The organism is Nakamurella sp. UYEF19, assembly GCF_040546275.1.
In the GTDB taxonomy this organism is placed as follows: Bacteria; Actinomycetota; Actinomycetes; order Mycobacteriales; family Nakamurellaceae; genus Nakamurella.
In genome coordinates, this window is sequence record NZ_JBEPNO010000013.1 from 1 (window position 1) to 15,344 (window position 15,344).

The following is a 15,344-nucleotide window of genomic DNA, read 5'->3' on the forward strand; positions in this document are numbered from 1 at the left end:
ATGTTGACCTTAGAGGCCATCATTATCGCAGGTGAGAGCACCTTTCGCCTACTTCGAAACGCCGACCTCAGCACCCGCATGAAAGCGCGAGGCTAACCTGCACGGAGCGCGCACGTCATCGTCGGCGACGACCCAGCCGAGCCGCGTGTTTCACCGTGATGCAGACCAGTTGAGCCAGGTTCGAAGCGCTCTCGGACGGACTGGCCGTCCAAGATCCAACGCTCTCGGACGGCCAGTCCGGCCAAGATCTATGGCAGCGGGCAGAAAATACGGCGCAAGAATGCAATCAGCAAAAATGACGAGCAACTCGACTAGAGCCTGTCCGTGTTCGGATTGGGCGGAACGTAACAAGTTCGCCGACCATCCCACAGCGGGCAATTGCCGACACTGGATTCGGACCGGTGCCAGAAGCGTGCCTTCAGACTGTCACTGATCGGGGAGGGCTTCGGTCGCGGCAAGGTTTTCGCACACAGTGCGGAGCTTGATGTTGTGCTGTTGCGAGAGCCTCACCAACGTGTGGAACGCTTGGGTGCTGGTCGGTCTGGAGCATTCAATCAAGATCCCTTTCGTGTAGCCGATCATGTTTCGTGTAGCCGAGCATGTCCCAGCTGTCAGCCATACCGTCAGGTTCCGAGCTTGGTGTACCCCGCTCAGGGCCAGAGTGGCGTGGGCGGTATGCATAGCATGCTTCCCCCACCTTTTCGCCCGGGCAACGAAAGCCGGCTACCTCGAACGCCTTGGCAGAATTCGACACTTTCCGCGCCGGCGTTCGCCACGAGAAGGGCAGCCCGCTTGCCGGGGAGTTGGTCGCTCAAAACTTGACCGCCATCTTTCGAAGCACTGGGGTGTGGAGCTGGTAGAGCCGATTGGCCCATTCCTGTTGGTAATGCTCGACATCAGTCAGTGGCACTGCTCAGGGTGATGGTCCGGCCGTCGGAATTATCGTGAATCAATGCGCCGGCATCGACCTCGGACTTGTGGGTGGCACAGACCCGATACTCCCACGCCCCCCAAGGCGTGGGCTTCCCGGCAATGACGACGGCCATCCGCGAGCAGCCGACCACAACACACTCTCCCATCTGACGTTCTCTCCGTTCCACTTCCTCGACCACTTGTCCTTGGGCCGCAGAGACACACCCTGCAGCCAGGAAATGGTTACCAGACTGCGCGCGGACCAAACCGGGAAACCTTCCATGCCTCGCCCGGCACCGCACTCACCGAACGACTCAGAGGGCTGATTCGCCCCCCGACCACGACCCGGTCGACCAGTCGTGGGACAGGTCCGTCCGCGACGACACTGCCGCCGAGCGGCTCGACGACAGGTGGGCGGACCTGCTCCAAGAGCTTCGAGTGGTCCAGACCGACGTCCACTGCTGACCAGGGTCCTCTTGAAGCTGCCGCTGCAGCAAAGGTTGTGAAGCTCAGCGCAAGTGCCCAGACCCTCTACCTGGTCACGGTGTCGTGCTCGGTCTTCTCGACCATGGTCCTGATCGCTCTGGTGGCCGTGCACCGCGTCTTGTTCCGCCGTCATGGCCAGCGGGAGCTGGTCCTCGCCGCGCACCGGATGGCTCCTGTTGGGAACGCTACTCTGGCCGGATCGCTCACCGCGGCAACAGTTCTCGTCCTATGGGTCCTGCTGCCGCTCAGGGATGAGCACGCCGACCCAATGGTCGTAGCTCCACCCGGACGTACCCACCCCAGACGCTCACCAGGACGCAGGCTCGTCGTCGGCCTTCGCGGACGCGGAATTTTTACACAGCGGACCGGTTCTTCTCGGCGCACTTGGCATGGTCTGGTCCTTCCCTTCGAGCCTGGTCGGTCAAACCTGCACAGGGCCCGCTGACCGGCCCCATCCCGGATCCCAGCCTTCTAGTGTTGCGTGTCGGAAGTGACTTTACTGTGTGTGTTTGAGAAAATGGGTTATGTCGATCTCGGCCCCATTGGTCCTGCGTCCTGGTGACGAACCGAAACTGACTGCCCTGCTCGACTACCGACTGGCTCCGGAACATCCCTGGCCCGCTACACCTGACGATTGTGAACTCGCGGCGCTCTGGCTCGCTGATCACGCGGAATACCGCTTCGGCACGACGAATCTCTTCATCGGCGGCTTCTCGGCAGGTGCAACCTTGGCCCTGACGACGCTACTGCGGCTGCGAGAAGCAGAGGTCTCGGCATACGGGTCCGCCGTGCTGCAGTTCGGTACCTACGACCTCAGCGGGCACACCCCGGCCGGGCGTCTGATCTCCGGCGAATACTTTCTCGACGCCTATGCCGGTTGCGCCCGAGACCGCACGCATCCCGACATCTCCCCGATCTACGCCGATCTCACGGGCCTACCGCCGCTCCTCGTCGTCATCGGAGCTGATGACGTCCTGCTCCAGGACAACCTGGCGATGGCCGGGCGCCTGTCAGCGGCCGGAGTCGACGTCGATCTCCGCATCTACCCCGATTCACCTCACGGGTTCACCGGCCACCCCACAGCCATGGCCAGAGCTGCACTTGATGACATCGAGACGTGGCTACGGCGCGCGGCCCAGTAGTTGGATCGTCAGATGAGACGACTTGAGCCATTGATGCTCCCGGCTGACCAGATCCCGGCGTCGCAGGACGCGCCTACCCAGTGCAGTTCACAGCAAGTCAAACACGATGCCCGTTTCAGGAGCGTCTGAGCTGGCGGAGACTAGGTCCCCGGCGGGATCGTAGATGCGGGTCGCACCGAGCCCACGACGCTGGGAGGTCCGACCAGCTACGTCGGCGGAAATGACCCAGCAGCGGTTCTCGCGCGCTCGATCGGCGAGGGCACGTTCGGTCAGCACAAGCCACTTGTCAGCGGTGTGGTGACGCACGTCGTTGTTCAACAAGCAGATGAGTACCCGCGCACCATCGGCAGCGAGTGTGGCAGCCAGCGCCGGGTCCCTGGCGTCAGCGCACAGCAGAGCACCACATCGAACTCCTGCCACGTCGAAGGTGATCGACAAACCGCCAGAGCTGATACCCGGTTCGCGTGGATGGACCTTCCGGGAGACCACTCGTGTCTGCCCGTTGAGTACCAGTGCGGCTGAACTGTGAAGCCCGGTCTCGGATTGCTCCGTGAATCCAACCACGAGGGCGAGGGATGTGGCCGCTCCCTGGACAAGGCCTGCGAGCGAAGAAGAGTCGGTCACGGACGAAGCTTTCGCGGCGGCGGCGGTGTGCGGTAGTCCGCCGACTGCGAACTCAGGCGCCACCAAGAGATCTATGTGGTTGTCCGAGCACCTGGCGACCATTCGGCGCCATGCTGCGTTGGTAGGTGCGATTCCGGCCAAGCCGGACTGCCAGCAGGCAAGGCGCATTCCTGCGACTCTATCTGCCCACAACGCTTCGGACGTCTCATCCGGGGATCCCCCGCCGAGACCCATGCCGGGCTCTTGGCGAGCCCGGCGGGCCTATCGGACTTCGGAGTCTCAGATGAGTGGTCCGGAGCTTTTCTCAGCGAGGGGTGCTCGCCTGAGACAGGTCGTCGGGGGGCTGGTCCAGGAGTGGTAGCTCGCGAGCCGGGTGACTCCGTAGCCATCCACTACGCTGATAACTTGAATCATGTCGGGTAAACCTCTGCTATTGGCATCTGATGAAACTTGCCGCCGTCTGCTACGGCTGTCGCGCCTTGCGCGGCTCCTGCCGCTGAACTGCGGCGATGTAGTCGATGGGCGGTTTGGATGCGACGGGGATGACAGAACCAGACCTGATTGGAGCCACGGTACGAGGCGGAGAACATGATGGCCAAGAGTTCGAAATCCCAGCCGATCAAAAAGGCGGGGGACACGGTGCCTTACCGTGATGCACAATACCGACTTGTCCGTGCAGGCAGCGGCGAATGGATCGCCAGAGCCGTGACGGGCGACGTCTGACCCCAACAGTTTCCTCAAACTTGAGAACTGGCTGACCGGTGCCCCCGGCACTTGAATCTGGATCTCATCGTTGGCGCTCGTCGACCGCCGCCGAATCTACGCCCGAGCCAGACCAGGGCCGAACTGCAGCAGGTGTCACCGCTACCGGGCTGGTTTCCGCCGGACCCGCGATCAAATATCGCCCGTTGCCGTCCCGCGGGGCGACGTCAGCGGCCCTTTCGCAAGGTCACCCCCTGCAGCTCGGCGGTCCCGCCCTCGGCCTGATCCGTGACCATCCCTCGCACCGGCTCACGACCCAGCCGGGACCGTAGAGTCCACCGCTCCCCCACCCGAGGACCGCCATCTCGATTGCGCGCTGCGGGGACCAAACGCAGCGCGCCAGGCACAGCCGGGTGACACCCCCCAATAAAGGCCGAAAGAGTATTCGTAATGAAACGATGCAGCTGCAGTCGTGTGAATATAGGGCAAGCCTCTACATGAAACTTCAAATGGCACAGCCGTTCTGGCCGTTGATTACCGACGTTGGGGGTTGACTGACATCGCTTTTGACAAAGTAGGATGCGTTATACCCTCAGCGAGGGTGAACACTACGGGCCGTCAGACGAGATGGCGTCCACCGACCACATCGAGGTGCATCATGACCCGACACCACACCGCACGACCGAACCGCATCAGGAAAAGCTTTGTCACCGCCGCCGCTACCACCGTCATCGCCGCCGGTCTGGTGGCCGTCGTTCCCGCCACCACCGCATCCGCGGCGACCTGCTCGGCGGTCGACGTATCCTTTGCCCGCGGCACCGGTGAGGCCGCGGGCCTGGGTACCGTCGGCCGGCCGTTCACCTCCAGCCTGATCAGCTCCATGCCTGGACGCTCCGTCAGTACCTACGCCGTCGACTACGCGGCGAACACCAGCCAGAGCAGTGCCGGCCCGGGCTCGATCGACCTGGTCAACCATGTCACGTCGGTCGCAGCCGCGTGTCCCAGCACGGTGTTCGTGCTGGGCGGGTATTCCCAGGGTGCCACCGTCATCGACAACGCGATCGGCCTCCGCACATCCAGCAGCGGCTCCGGCGCAGTTCTACCCGCCGCCGTGGCGCCCAGGGTCAAAGCAGTGGTGGTGTTCGGCAACCCGTTGGGCCTGCAACGGCAGACCATCGAGACGGCCAGCGCACCGTACGGCTCGAGGGCAAAGTCGTTCTGCAACAACGGTGATCCTGTCTGCGGTGGCGGCTACAACTTCGCTGCGCACCTTCAGTACGCAAGCAACGGCAGCACCACCACCGGGGCCCAGTTCGCCGCCGCCAAGATCGCCGGCTGATCTCTCCTTCTTTTTGACCAACGGGCGCCGAACGCCGCAACCGGCTGCAACCGGCGATCCCAGATGCTCCTTCGAGCGAGCGCACGGCCGCATATCGCGACGGAGCGTTCATGAAGTCGACACTCGGCGAGCCGCAGACTTCTCGCTGCCACCATCCTCACCGACGCAAGCCGATCCGTTTACGAGCCACATCGGCCGTCTCAACTGCGTGGTACTACCGCTGTACGTCGGGCTTGTGGGCGTGTTGTACCAGGTCAGAGCGGCCGACGGGTGATCATTGGTGGTTGTGAAGACGACAAGTATCACCGCGCTGGCCGCGGAACACAGCATAGATCCCGACCGTTGGTGGGATGAGTCCGGCGCGCTCATGGATCGGATCCGGCCGCGGTTTTCTCGGTACGAACCGGCCTGTCATGCGGCCGCGATGATGCTGGGTTTGCTGTCGGGGCTGGACCGGTCGAACTGCTGGACGATCGCGCAGCGGTGCGGTGGTGACACACCGAACAAGTTGCAGCACCTGCTGTCTCGGGGTGGTATGGGACGCCGATGGGGTCTGAGACGATCTGCGATCGTATGTGCATGGACATCCGCATTGGCCGGCCGGTCAGCTTCGGCGCGCGAAGGCGGGGGCTAGTTCTTGTTGTTGGCCTTGCGGTAGGCGTCGCCGCCGGCCCACTGCGGGTCGGTGGTGGTGAGTTGCAGCGGGTCAGGGGACTCGCTGACGCCACTCGCCTTGAAGCCGTTGTCGGTGGAGGCCCGGTCGATGGCAGTGCTCAGCATGGTCAGACCCGCCGGCGGGTCGGGCACCAGATCCCTGATGGCGTGGTCGTGCGAGTCCATGGTGTTGCGCAGACTCTGCACCAGGTCGGCCACCATTTCCCTGGGAATGGGGGTGAGCATCGACACCAGCGGTGCAGCCAGACCGGCGGAGATGAACGGCAGACGCACCCACCACCTGCGGCGGTGCTGGTGCTCGGAGTACTGCCTGATCAGGTCGCTGTAGGTCAGGGATTCGCCGTTGGAGATGTCGTAATGTCCGGGCGGCACCACGTCGGGGTCAGCCGCAGCGGTGAGGTAACGCAGCACGTCGTCGACGGCGATCGGGGCGACCGGGTGCGTCATGAACTTCGGCAGCGGGATGATGGGCAACCTCTCGGCAAGGTAACGGATCAGTTCGTAGCTGGTGGACCCGGCGCCGAGGATGACGGCAGCCCGGAGCCACACCAGGTCCACCGGGGTGGAGTCCAACGCTTCGCCGACATCGGCCCGGCTCTCCAGATGCTCCGACAGCTCCTCGCCCGGAGGGACGAATCCGCCCAGGTACACGATGCGGGCGACGCCGGCTCCGGTCGCAGCGGCAGCAAAAGTGTTGGCAGAGTCCAGATCACGCTCGGCGAAGTCGTCCCCACCGATCGAATGCACCAGGTAGTAGGCCACGTCGACGTGCGGAACCTGGTCAAGGGCGCTGCGGCACGACTCGGCGCTGGTGACGTCCATCTCCACCGGCCGCACCGACTCGGGAAAGTCGAACCGTGCCAACTTGTCCAGATTCCTTGCGGTCGCAGTGACGTCGTGACCAGCCGCGGCCAAGTGGGCCACCAGGCGGGACCCCACGTAACCGGAGGAGCCAATGATGAGGGCGTGCAACAGATCCTCCTCCGAAAGGGGACAGCCCGACGCGGGCCGCCATGGGTTGGTGCCCTGCGAGGCGCCGGGCGAACCCGGACCACCATGGACGTCGAGGGTGACTTCGCCGACAGCGCCCGCCGACGGATTCCCGCGACACCACGGTGTCGAGCCGGTCGCCTCGGGGAATCATCCCGGCTATGGACGGCAGGGTTTCACCAACGGAGAGGGCGCGCCTGATGGGTCGCATCAACGATCTGACCCAACGCGGGCGAGCCCTGGTCGACCAACTGCCGACCTGGATGACCCAGAAGGTTCCCCGTGACCACCGCGAATCCGACGCGGCCTTCGCCCATCGCCGGCGCGTCGTCGCCGCTGTCTCGGTGACCGGTACGGGTTTTCTGGGTGCAGCATTGTCGACCAAACCCAATTCCCGGGCGTTCTACGTGAGCACGTTCGGGGTGGCGGCGACGTGGACGGCCGGGGCGTTCGCCTCGGGTCCATTGCATCTGGGTCGGATGCGTTCGCACCACCAGAACCTCAAACGTCCGGTGTTGGCGCCTGTCCTGGCCGGGGTCGGCGCGTTCGGGGTGTTCTACGCCGCGGCGCTCGTCGCGCGCCGCATCCCGGTCCTGGACCGCGGGCTCCGGCACGTGCTCCAGTTCGCCGAGCAGGGCTCGACCCCGCTGGTCGTCCTCACCACGGTACTCAACGGCGCTGCCGAAGAACTGTTCTTCCGCGGCGCACTGTTCGCCGCCGTCGGCCAGCAGTACCCGGTGCGGATCTCCACTGCGCTGTACCTTGCCGCGACGTGCGCCACCCGCAATCCCGCCCTGGTGTTGGCCGCCGGGGTGATGGGCTCACTGTTCGGCTGGCAGCGGCGAGCCACTGGCGGCGTCCAGGCCCCGATCATCACTCATGCGGTGTGGTCGTCGCTCATGCTTCGCTTCCTGCCTCCCCTGTTCCGGGCCGAAGCCACGTCGCTGACCCGACGCGCGTCGCCTCACTCGACCTGAACCCGGCAGGGTGATCGGGGCCCGATGTCCTGTCACCGAGCCAGAAAGGGTTCTGCCATTCTCGCCATCATGACGAGCCGGAAATCAGCAGTGGTGTCACCGGCCGGTTCCAGTCACGTCCGTGTCAGCAAGGACTTCTACCGCTGGCTGTTCGGCAAAGAGTGGGCAGCGACTTCAGCGATCAGATCAACGAGCCGGCGTCCGCGAAGATCCGCACGGGGCCTGCGGCGGATATTCGGTCAGCATCAACGGTCAGATTCTCTCGGCCTACGGCCGGTGGGATCTCAGTGTGATCGGCTCGAATCGACCAGGGTCGGTCTGGATCACGTCAGCTTCCTGCCCGATTCGGTCGAGGACTTGCCGGCCGTCGTCTTCATTGGGGCGACCGGCGCGATGATGCGGGTATCCGGGTTCGGCCGCGCGTGTTCGCACGCGCTGTGGCACTTCTGCCAGGTGGCGGACCCGCAGTTTCCGACAGTCACCCCACACGACCTCCGACACACCGCCGCGTCCCTGGCAATCAGTGCTCGTGCCGGCGCTGAATCTTTCAATCGATGCTCGGCCGCAAGTCCGCGGCCATGACCCTGGACGTGTATAACGGCCTGTTCCCCGACGACCTGGACGCGATTGCGGTCGCGCTCGATCACGCAGCATCACGCCAGGTTGTGGGCAGGATGTGAGCACGGACCGGGAAAGAGCCAGCCCCGAAAAAATTCGGAACCGGCTCTGACCTGGGGTGACGCTGGTGGGCGATCGGGGTTTCGAACCCCGGACCTCTTCGGTGTGAACGAAGCGCTCTCCCACTGAGCTAATCGCCCGGGAGTCAAGAACTCTCGGGGCACCACCTACTGCGCAGCATCACAATACCCGATCCACGGACAGCCCCGTACGCCTCGTCCGACGGTCACTGAGCGCGTTCGAGAACGAGTCGGATCGACCGACCGGGTGAATCTACGTTCGCTGCGTGATGAGTCGGGACCACCTTCGTCTCCTCTGCAACGAACACCACTCAGAAGCAGGTCATCGGAGCATCCGACGGACAGCCAGCCCGAGACCGACAGGAGCACGAAAATGACCACTCAGCCCACCGCCCTTCGCCACCACACCGTGATCGCTCGTACCGGGATGACGTTGATCGCGGAATCCTCGGACATCGCAGTCGACGCCGAGCTGAACTTCCACAGCCGCGATCCGTTCGCCGTCCGGGTGGTGTTCTCCGTTGCGTCCGCCCCGGCCGTCGAGTGGGTCTTCTCAAGGGAACTGCTGGTCAACGGTCTCAGTGCCCCGGCCGGTACAGGCGATGTGCAGGTGTTCCCGTGCCACGCCGGCATCATCTTCGAGCTCAACTCCCCCAGCGGCCGGGCCCGTCTGCTCGCCGATTCCGAGGTGCTCACCGGCTTCGTCCAGGACACCCTCGACGCCGTCCCGCTGGGGGCCGAGTCGAAGTACTTCGATCTGGACCGCGAGATCGCGTTGCTGGCCGACCTCCGACTGCCGGGCGCCTCCCAGAGCTGACCGGGCGGCGCAAGGGTCCCCACCGAGGGGTGGATCCTCGCACCGTCCGGTCCGATTCGCCGGTTTGGACCCTGCCTCCTGCGTCGGCTAGAGTTCTGAATCGCACCCCGGGAGTGACGGAGAGCCTGCAACGTCAGGCCCTTCCGATTCAGGGGGCGTGCGAACGTGGCGCAGTTGGTAGCGCATCACCTTGCCAAGGTGAGGGTCGCGGGTTCGAATCCCGTCGTTCGCTCGATGCGGGTCTTCGTCCTCGCGGACGGGGTGCCTTGCTCGGTGGGATGGCCGAGAGGCGAGGCAACGGCCTGCAAAGCCGTGTACACGGGTTCGAATCCCGTTCCCACCTCGAGAACGCAGCTGCACCATCAGCACAAGCTCCACCATCACACGGTTCCACCAGGTGGGTCGGCGTTTTCCGCTCCACTGAATGACATGCCCGGGCGCTTAGCTCAGCGGGAGAGCGCTTCCCTGACACGGAAGAGGTCGCAGGTTCAATCCCTGCAGTGCCCACAATCTGACCTGCGAAGACAGGTCACGCCGAAAGACCCCGTCGCCCCCCGGCAGTGGGGTCTTTCCCGTTTTCAGGACCCACACCGGAGTGATCACCAGATTCGCCACCGTCTGATCTCGATCCGGCCGGGCGGAGTGCATCCATGACGATGGCTCGAGCTCGTCGGAAGGGGAGAGCAACGGGGGGGTAACTCGACATCTCGGACCGTAGCGCCGATCGGGATGTCCAACTCCGGCCCCGGACGTGCGAATTATAAGATCCCTCCCGGCTCGCTCTGCGCAACATCATCACCCTGTCGCACATCACCAACGACTGCCCCTGATCGGCGGAAGCGCTGATCCGGGGGCCTTTCTCATCGGGAAGGTTCGCCATCGCCCTCCGCCCGCGGCTCGGCAACAAGCGCGTCGATCACCTGCAGCCTGGAGACGTCGTGTCGATACGGCGACCGTCCTTCGGCTTCGGAACCTCGGCCGGGTTCAACGAGGTGGCTGCGATCCGTTCCTACCCGTCCGCGATCCCCGGGATCAACCGACATGTCGTCCACTTCACCGACGGTCGGTGGGTGGTCTGGCGCTCCGGGCGTCTCATCCGCGTCGCTCGTGTCGAGACCGACCTGCACGACGGTTGACGGTCATGCTCTCCGCCTGTGTGACGCGAACCGACCTCCTGGCATGACCGTGCTGCCAGAAGGGTAAGGATCTCTGGTCCGCACTCGGACCACAGTCGTCAGGAGACGTCCCATGCCCCCACTGCACGTCCGAGAGGCCCAACCCGCCCAGCAGCAGGCCGGTCCGCAGCCCCACAAGTGGTGGACCCTCGTCGCGGTCTGCCTCGGGACGTTCATGCTGCTGCTGGACGTCACCATCGTCAACGTGGCCCTTCCCGACATCCAGAACTCGCTCGACACGTCGTTCTCGGGCCTGCAGTGGGTCGTCGACGCGTACGCCCTGACGCTCGCCGCCCTGCTGCTCACCTCCGGAAGCCTGGCCGATCTGTTCGGGCGTCGCCGTTTGTACGTCATCGGGCTCATCCTGTTCTCGGTGGCGTCGTTGCTGTGCGGTGTGGCGGGCACCACGTTGTTGCTGCAACTGGGCCGTGGACTGCAGGGGGTCGGCGGGGCGATCATGTTCTCGGTATCGCTGGCCCTGCTCGCAGATGCTTTCCGCGGCAAGGACAGAGGTGTCGCCTTCGGCGTCTGGGGCGCCATCACCGGCCTCGCTGTCGCGATCGGTCCGCTGCTGGGCGGAGCCCTGACGACCGGTCTGTCGTGGCGCTGGATCTTCTTCGTGAACCTACCGATCGGCGTCCTCGCGGTCGTCATCTGCGTTCTCCGGGTGGCGGAGTCCAAGGCGGAGAAGGCACGTCGCCCCGACTGGATCGGCTTCGTGATCTTCACCCTGGCGCTGTCGTCCCCGGTCTATGGACTGATCGAGTCGAACGAGAAGTCGTTCGGCGATTCTTTGGTGATCGGCTGCCTCGCCGCCGCCGGAGTGCTGATGCTGGCCTTCGTCATCCGCGAACTGCGAGCCGACTCCCCGATGTTCGATCTGTCCCTCTTCCGGTTGCCGACGTTCACCGGTGGCGCCGTCGCCGCCTTCGGGCTGAGCGCCTCGATCTTTGCGCTGCTGCTCTACCTGGTCCTCTACGTACAGGATGTACTGGGATACAACGCTTTCCAGACCGGTCTCCGACTGCTGGTCCTGTCCGGAGGAATCCTGGCCACCTCAGCGGTCGCCGGCCGGCTCACCTCCCACGTGCCGGTCCGATTCCTCATCGGACCAGGGCTTCTGCTGGTCGGCATCGGCCTGCTGCTGATGCGGGGGCTCGACGCCACCTCGACGTGGACGCATCTGATCCCCGGTCTGATCATTGCGGGAGCCGGGATCGGGATGGTCAATCCGCCACTGGCCTCGACGGCGGTCGGCGTCGTCGAGCCCGGTCGGGCCGGCATGGCGTCCGGTATCAACTCCACCTTCCGCCAGGTCGGCATCGCGACCGGAATCGCCCTGCTGGGCACGCTTTTCAGCAGCCGGGTGACGGATCAGGTGATGTCGGCGACGGCTGCCGTCCCGGGACTGGCCGGGAAGGGGCCGGAGATCGCGACTGCGATCCAGTCCGGCGCCGTGGGACAGACGATGCAGTCGCTGCCGGCTGCGCTGCGCGGACGGGTGGCCGAACTCGCCAAAGCCGCCTTCACCAATGGACTTGACCGCATCCTGCTGGTCGCGGCCTGCATCGTCCTGGTGTCCGCTGTCGTGGCGTTCGTCGCCATCCGCACCAAGGACTTCGCCCAGCAGAGCGCACACTGACCGACCGCGTTGAATGGGGCCCATGATCGCAAAACTCGGGCAGCGGCTCCGTCTCGGCTGGCTTCCACTGCTCGAGGCGACCGCCGGCGCCACCCTGGCCTGGATCGTGGCCACCCGGCTGATCGGGCACCACCAGCCGTTCTTCGCCCCGGCGGCGACGATCATCGTGCTGTCCCAGGCTCGCGGAGCCCGGATCAGCCGAGCGGCCGAAGTGCTGCTCGCGGTGGCCGGCGGGGTGCTGCTGGCCGATCTGGTGGCCCAGTTGCTCGCGCCCTGGCCGACGCTGACGATCTTCGTCCTCATCGTGCTCACTCTGACCGCCACTACCGCGCTTGATGCCGGCCCGGTCGTCGTCGTCCAGGCGACCGTGTCGGCCCTGTACGTCGCGGTGGTTTCGCCACCCACCCAGACCCTGGTGCCGGTTCGATTCATCGACGCGCTGGTCGGCGGGGGGATCGCCCTCGTCATCAGCCAGATCGGTGCCGCCCGCGACCCGTTCGGGCCGGTGATCCTCCAGATCCGTACCATCTGCGAACGCATCGCCCACGTGATCGGGACAGCAGCGGATGCGATCGAACACCAGGATCCGGAGCTCGCGTCCGAAGCGCTGGCCGACGCCAGGACCACCGATGCCGCCGCCGACCGTCTGCAGAACGCCGCCGCGGGCGCCCGGGAATCGTTGCAGCTGGACCCATTCCGAAGGCAGCGGCGCGACGACGTCAAGGCAGTTCTCGCCGCGGCGCGGCAGTTGGACTACGTCGTCCGCGGCGGGCGGGTGCTGGCCAGGGCCTCGCTGACGTTGACGCGGTGGCCGACACCGGTGACCACTGACCTGCCCAAGGCGCTGCGTCATCTCCAGCAGGCGGCCGACCATCTCGCCGATGCCCTCGTCGCCGAACTCCGGCTCGATTCCGCGACCTCGGAGGCGGCCCGGGCTGCGCTGGAGACGGAGGCGATGGCGGCGATCGCCATCTCCCGCACCCTGCTGTCCGCGCGGCAGCCGCTGCCGCTGCCGGTGATCATGATCGTCGGGCAACTCCGGTCGATGACGATCGATCTGCTCCGCGGAGCCGGCAACGACGACACCGCGGTGCTGAACCGGGTCGACACGGAACTCGGCTTCCCCGTCGCCTGAACCCGGTTCTTTCGTCGCTAGTCTGAGGCCGGCCCGACGACGCTCCGCCCCGCGGAGTGCGGCCGCCCCGACAACGAGAGAAGAGGGATCTGCGTGTGCGCAGCCTGCGGTATCTCCGCTCACGTCGCCGAGCCCGAGGCCGTCGCCGCGGTAGCACCCGAATCCCCCGTGACGCCGGGATTCTCGAAGTCGCCGGCCAAGTTCGCGGCGCTGCGCAACAAGGACTGCCGGCCCTACCTGTTCGGCGCCGCGCTGGCCATGATGGCCGACAACATCGAGCACGTCATCACCTACTGGGTGCTGTGGCAGAAGTTCCACTCCCCGGCCCTCGCCGGCTTCCAGGTGATCAGCCACTGGGTCCCGTTCCTGCTCTTCTCGGTCTACTTCGGCTCGCTCGCCGACCGGCACGACTGCCGGCGCCTCATCCAGGCCGCCCAGGCGCTGTTCATGCTGGTGTCCGTGGCGTGGGGCGTCCTCTTCCTCACCGACTCCCTGCAGATCTGGGAGGCCTGCGTGCTGCTGGTGCTGCACGGTGGCGCCGGTTCCCTCTGGGGACCGGGCGAGCAGTTGATGCTGCACGACTTCGTGGGCGATGACGAACTGCCCAGTGCCGTCAGGCTCAACGCGACCTTCCGCAGCCTCGGTGTTCTGTTCGGTCCGGTCGTCGGCTCGGTGCTGCTGCTGGGTCTTGGCCCGACCGCCGGCATCTTCGTCAACGTGTTGTTCTACCTGCCGCTGACCCTTTTCCTGTTCCGCACCAGGTTCACCGGCCACACCCGCGACGGCGTCATTCCCCGGGCCCGCGTCGGAGTGATGGCCTCGGTGCGGATGATCCGGCAACTGCGGACCAACCACACCCTGGTCAGCCTGCTGGTCCTGGCCGGCCTTGCGTCCTTCTTCGTCGGGGCGTCGTTGCAGTCCTCGATGCCGATCTTCGCGGGCGATCTGGGTGCCGGTGACGCCGGACTCGCCTACGGTGTCCTGCTTTTCGCCAACGGGGCCGGCGGCGTGCTCGGCGGCATCGTGCTGGAGGCCACCGGTTGGATCAAGCCGACGGTGAAGGCCGCTGTCATCACCACGCTGATCTACGGCCTGAGCAGTTTCTGGTTCGCGCTGACCAACACCTACGCCGTCGCCATCGTCATGCTGGCAATCGGTGGCGTCACCATCCTGGCGGCGACGTCGATCGGCCAGACCGTGGTGCAGCTGCTGGCGCCACCCGGCGAGCGGGGCCGGATCATCGGCGTCTACGGGGTGTCGGCCAACGGGCTCCGAGCCGGAAGTGGTTTCACCGTCGGGATTCTCGGCGCGGCCATCGGCGTGCACTGGTCGCTGGCAGCCAGCGCTGCCGCGCTGTCCGTCGGGACGATCGGTGCGGGCTGGTACGCCCTGGGCGGCCGGAGCCGCCCGACCGCCGGGGTCAGAGCGCAGTAGGCGGTCCGGCCGTCCCGGCAGCAGTCAGAAGCCAGCCACGGCGCCCAGGAGCTTGGCCGGAGTGATCGGCAGACTGCGCACCCGGTGACCGGTGGCGTGGGCGACCGCATTGGCGACCGCAGCCGCAGCGCCGACGATGCCGATCTCGCCGATCCCCTTGCCGCCCATGGGTGTCAGGTCGTCGTCGAACTCGTCGAGCCAGTGCGCCTCGATCTCGGTGACGTCGGCGTTCACCGCCACGTGGTACTCGGCGAGGTCATGATTCCCGAAGTCCCCGTAGTGCCTGCTGCTGAACGGTTCTCCGCTCGCCGGGTCGATCTCGGGCTCGTTGCGGATCCGCAGTTCGACCGGGTCGATCCCGGCGGCGGCCGCGAGCTCGTCCACGGCGGACTCGAGCGCGAACATGCCAGGGCACTCCCCCGGGGCTCGCATCCAGCTGGGCGTCGGGACGTTGAGGCGCGCAAGGCGATGCGTGACGACACGGTCCGGCGCCCCGTACCTGTGACGGGTCGCCTCGCCGGCCTGCTCGGCAAATTCCACCGCGATGGAAGACTGCTCGACCGTGTCGTGGCAGATACCGAGGATTCGGTCACCTG

General features: G+C 65.7%; 12 protein-coding genes, 4 tRNA genes and 3 pseudogenes. 14 read left to right on the plus strand and 5 right to left on the minus strand.

What is annotated here, in order from left to right; genetic code table 11:
- Positions 1–426: 426 nt before the first annotated feature.
- The gene (locus tag ABIB25_RS17310) at positions 427–681 is read right to left on the minus strand and encodes an ANTAR domain-containing protein (RefSeq protein ID WP_354529734.1); all 255 of its coding nucleotides are present in this window, start codon (positions 679–681) and stop codon (positions 427–429) included.
- Positions 682–1,326: 645 nt separating this feature from the next.
- Here ABIB25_RS17310 and ABIB25_RS17315 point away from each other — a divergent pair.
- The 3 genes and pseudogenes from ABIB25_RS17315 to ABIB25_RS17325 form a co-directional block, all read left to right on the plus strand.
- A pseudogene (locus ABIB25_RS17315) lies at positions 1,327–1,377 on the plus strand (hypothetical protein); the annotation flags it as partial.
- Positions 1,378–1,456: 79 nt separating this feature from the next.
- The gene (locus ABIB25_RS17320; protein ID WP_354529865.1) at positions 1,457–1,843 is read left to right on the plus strand and encodes a DUF6328 family protein; all 387 of its coding nucleotides are present in this window, start codon (positions 1,457–1,459) and stop codon (positions 1,841–1,843) included.
- 139 nt (positions 1,844–1,982) lie between these two features.
- A pseudogene (locus ABIB25_RS17325) lies at positions 1,983–2,540 on the plus strand (alpha/beta hydrolase); the annotation flags it as partial.
- Positions 2,541–2,627: 87 nt separating this feature from the next.
- Here the strand turns inward: ABIB25_RS17325 and ABIB25_RS17330 are convergent.
- Positions 2,628–3,398: a carbon-nitrogen hydrolase family protein gene (locus tag ABIB25_RS17330; protein WP_354529735.1), complete on the minus strand. Its 771-nt coding sequence runs from the start codon at positions 3,396–3,398 to the stop codon at positions 2,628–2,630.
- Between the two features lie 1,126 nt (positions 3,399–4,524).
- Between ABIB25_RS17330 and ABIB25_RS17335 the strand changes: the two genes are divergently transcribed.
- The gene (locus ABIB25_RS17335; RefSeq protein WP_354529736.1) at positions 4,525–5,205 is read left to right on the plus strand and encodes a cutinase family protein; all 681 of its coding nucleotides are present in this window, start codon (positions 4,525–4,527) and stop codon (positions 5,203–5,205) included.
- A gap of 630 nt (positions 5,206–5,835) precedes the next feature.
- On the opposite strand, the gene ABIB25_RS17340 is transcribed toward ABIB25_RS17335, so the two are convergent.
- On the minus strand, positions 5,836–6,852 hold the full coding sequence (locus ABIB25_RS17340) for an NAD(P)H-binding protein (protein ID WP_354529737.1): 1,017 nt from the start codon (positions 6,850–6,852) through the stop codon (positions 5,836–5,838).
- A gap of 218 nt (positions 6,853–7,070) precedes the next feature.
- Between ABIB25_RS17340 and ABIB25_RS17345 the strand changes: the two genes are divergently transcribed.
- Positions 7,071–7,847: a CPBP family intramembrane glutamic endopeptidase gene (locus ABIB25_RS17345; RefSeq protein ID WP_354529738.1), complete on the plus strand. Its 777-nt coding sequence runs from the start codon at positions 7,071–7,073 to the stop codon at positions 7,845–7,847.
- A gap of 554 nt (positions 7,848–8,401) precedes the next feature.
- Positions 8,402–8,527: a hypothetical protein gene (locus tag ABIB25_RS29235; RefSeq protein ID WP_502919837.1), complete on the plus strand. Its 126-nt coding sequence runs from the start codon at positions 8,402–8,404 to the stop codon at positions 8,525–8,527.
- Positions 8,528–8,590: 63 nt separating this feature from the next.
- On the opposite strand, the gene ABIB25_RS17355 is transcribed toward ABIB25_RS29235, so the two are convergent.
- Positions 8,591–8,665, minus strand: a tRNA-Val gene (locus ABIB25_RS17355).
- Positions 8,666–8,918: 253 nt separating this feature from the next.
- Here ABIB25_RS17355 and ABIB25_RS17360 point away from each other — a divergent pair.
- The 8 genes from ABIB25_RS17360 to ABIB25_RS17395 all read left to right on the plus strand — a co-directional run bounded on the left by ABIB25_RS17360 (position 8,919) and on the right by ABIB25_RS17395 (position 14,748).
- Positions 8,919–9,362 carry an SsgA family sporulation/cell division regulator gene (locus ABIB25_RS17360; RefSeq protein ID WP_354529740.1) on the plus strand — a complete coding sequence of 148 codons (444 nt, stop codon included), beginning with the start codon at positions 8,919–8,921 and terminating at the stop codon, positions 9,360–9,362.
- A gap of 159 nt (positions 9,363–9,521) precedes the next feature.
- Positions 9,522–9,594, plus strand: a tRNA-Gly gene (locus ABIB25_RS17365).
- Between the two features lie 40 nt (positions 9,595–9,634).
- Positions 9,635–9,705, plus strand: a tRNA-Cys gene (locus tag ABIB25_RS17370).
- A 92-nt stretch (positions 9,706–9,797) separates the two neighbouring features.
- Positions 9,798–9,869 (plus strand) — tRNA-Val (locus tag ABIB25_RS17375).
- Between the two features lie 431 nt (positions 9,870–10,300).
- Positions 10,301–10,498, plus strand: coding sequence for a hypothetical protein (locus tag ABIB25_RS17380; protein ID WP_354529741.1), 198 nt, complete (start codon positions 10,301–10,303; stop codon positions 10,496–10,498).
- Between the two features lie 112 nt (positions 10,499–10,610).
- A complete protein-coding gene (locus ABIB25_RS17385; protein WP_354529742.1) occupies positions 10,611–12,179 on the plus strand; it encodes an MFS transporter in 1,569 nt (522 codons plus the stop codon).
- A gap of 22 nt (positions 12,180–12,201) precedes the next feature.
- Positions 12,202–13,314 (plus strand): FUSC family protein, encoded by a 1,113-nt coding sequence (locus ABIB25_RS17390; protein ID WP_354529743.1) that lies wholly within the window; start codon positions 12,202–12,204, stop codon positions 13,312–13,314.
- A gap of 93 nt (positions 13,315–13,407) precedes the next feature.
- Entirely contained in the window at positions 13,408–14,748 is a 1,341-nt protein-coding gene (locus tag ABIB25_RS17395) for an MFS transporter (RefSeq protein WP_354529744.1), read from the plus strand.
- Positions 14,749–14,772: 24 nt separating this feature from the next.
- Here the strand turns inward: ABIB25_RS17395 and ABIB25_RS17400 are convergent.
- A pseudogene (locus ABIB25_RS17400) lies at positions 14,773–15,336 on the minus strand (molybdopterin cofactor-binding domain-containing protein); the annotation flags it as partial.
- Between the last annotated feature and the right edge of the window lie 8 nt (positions 15,337–15,344).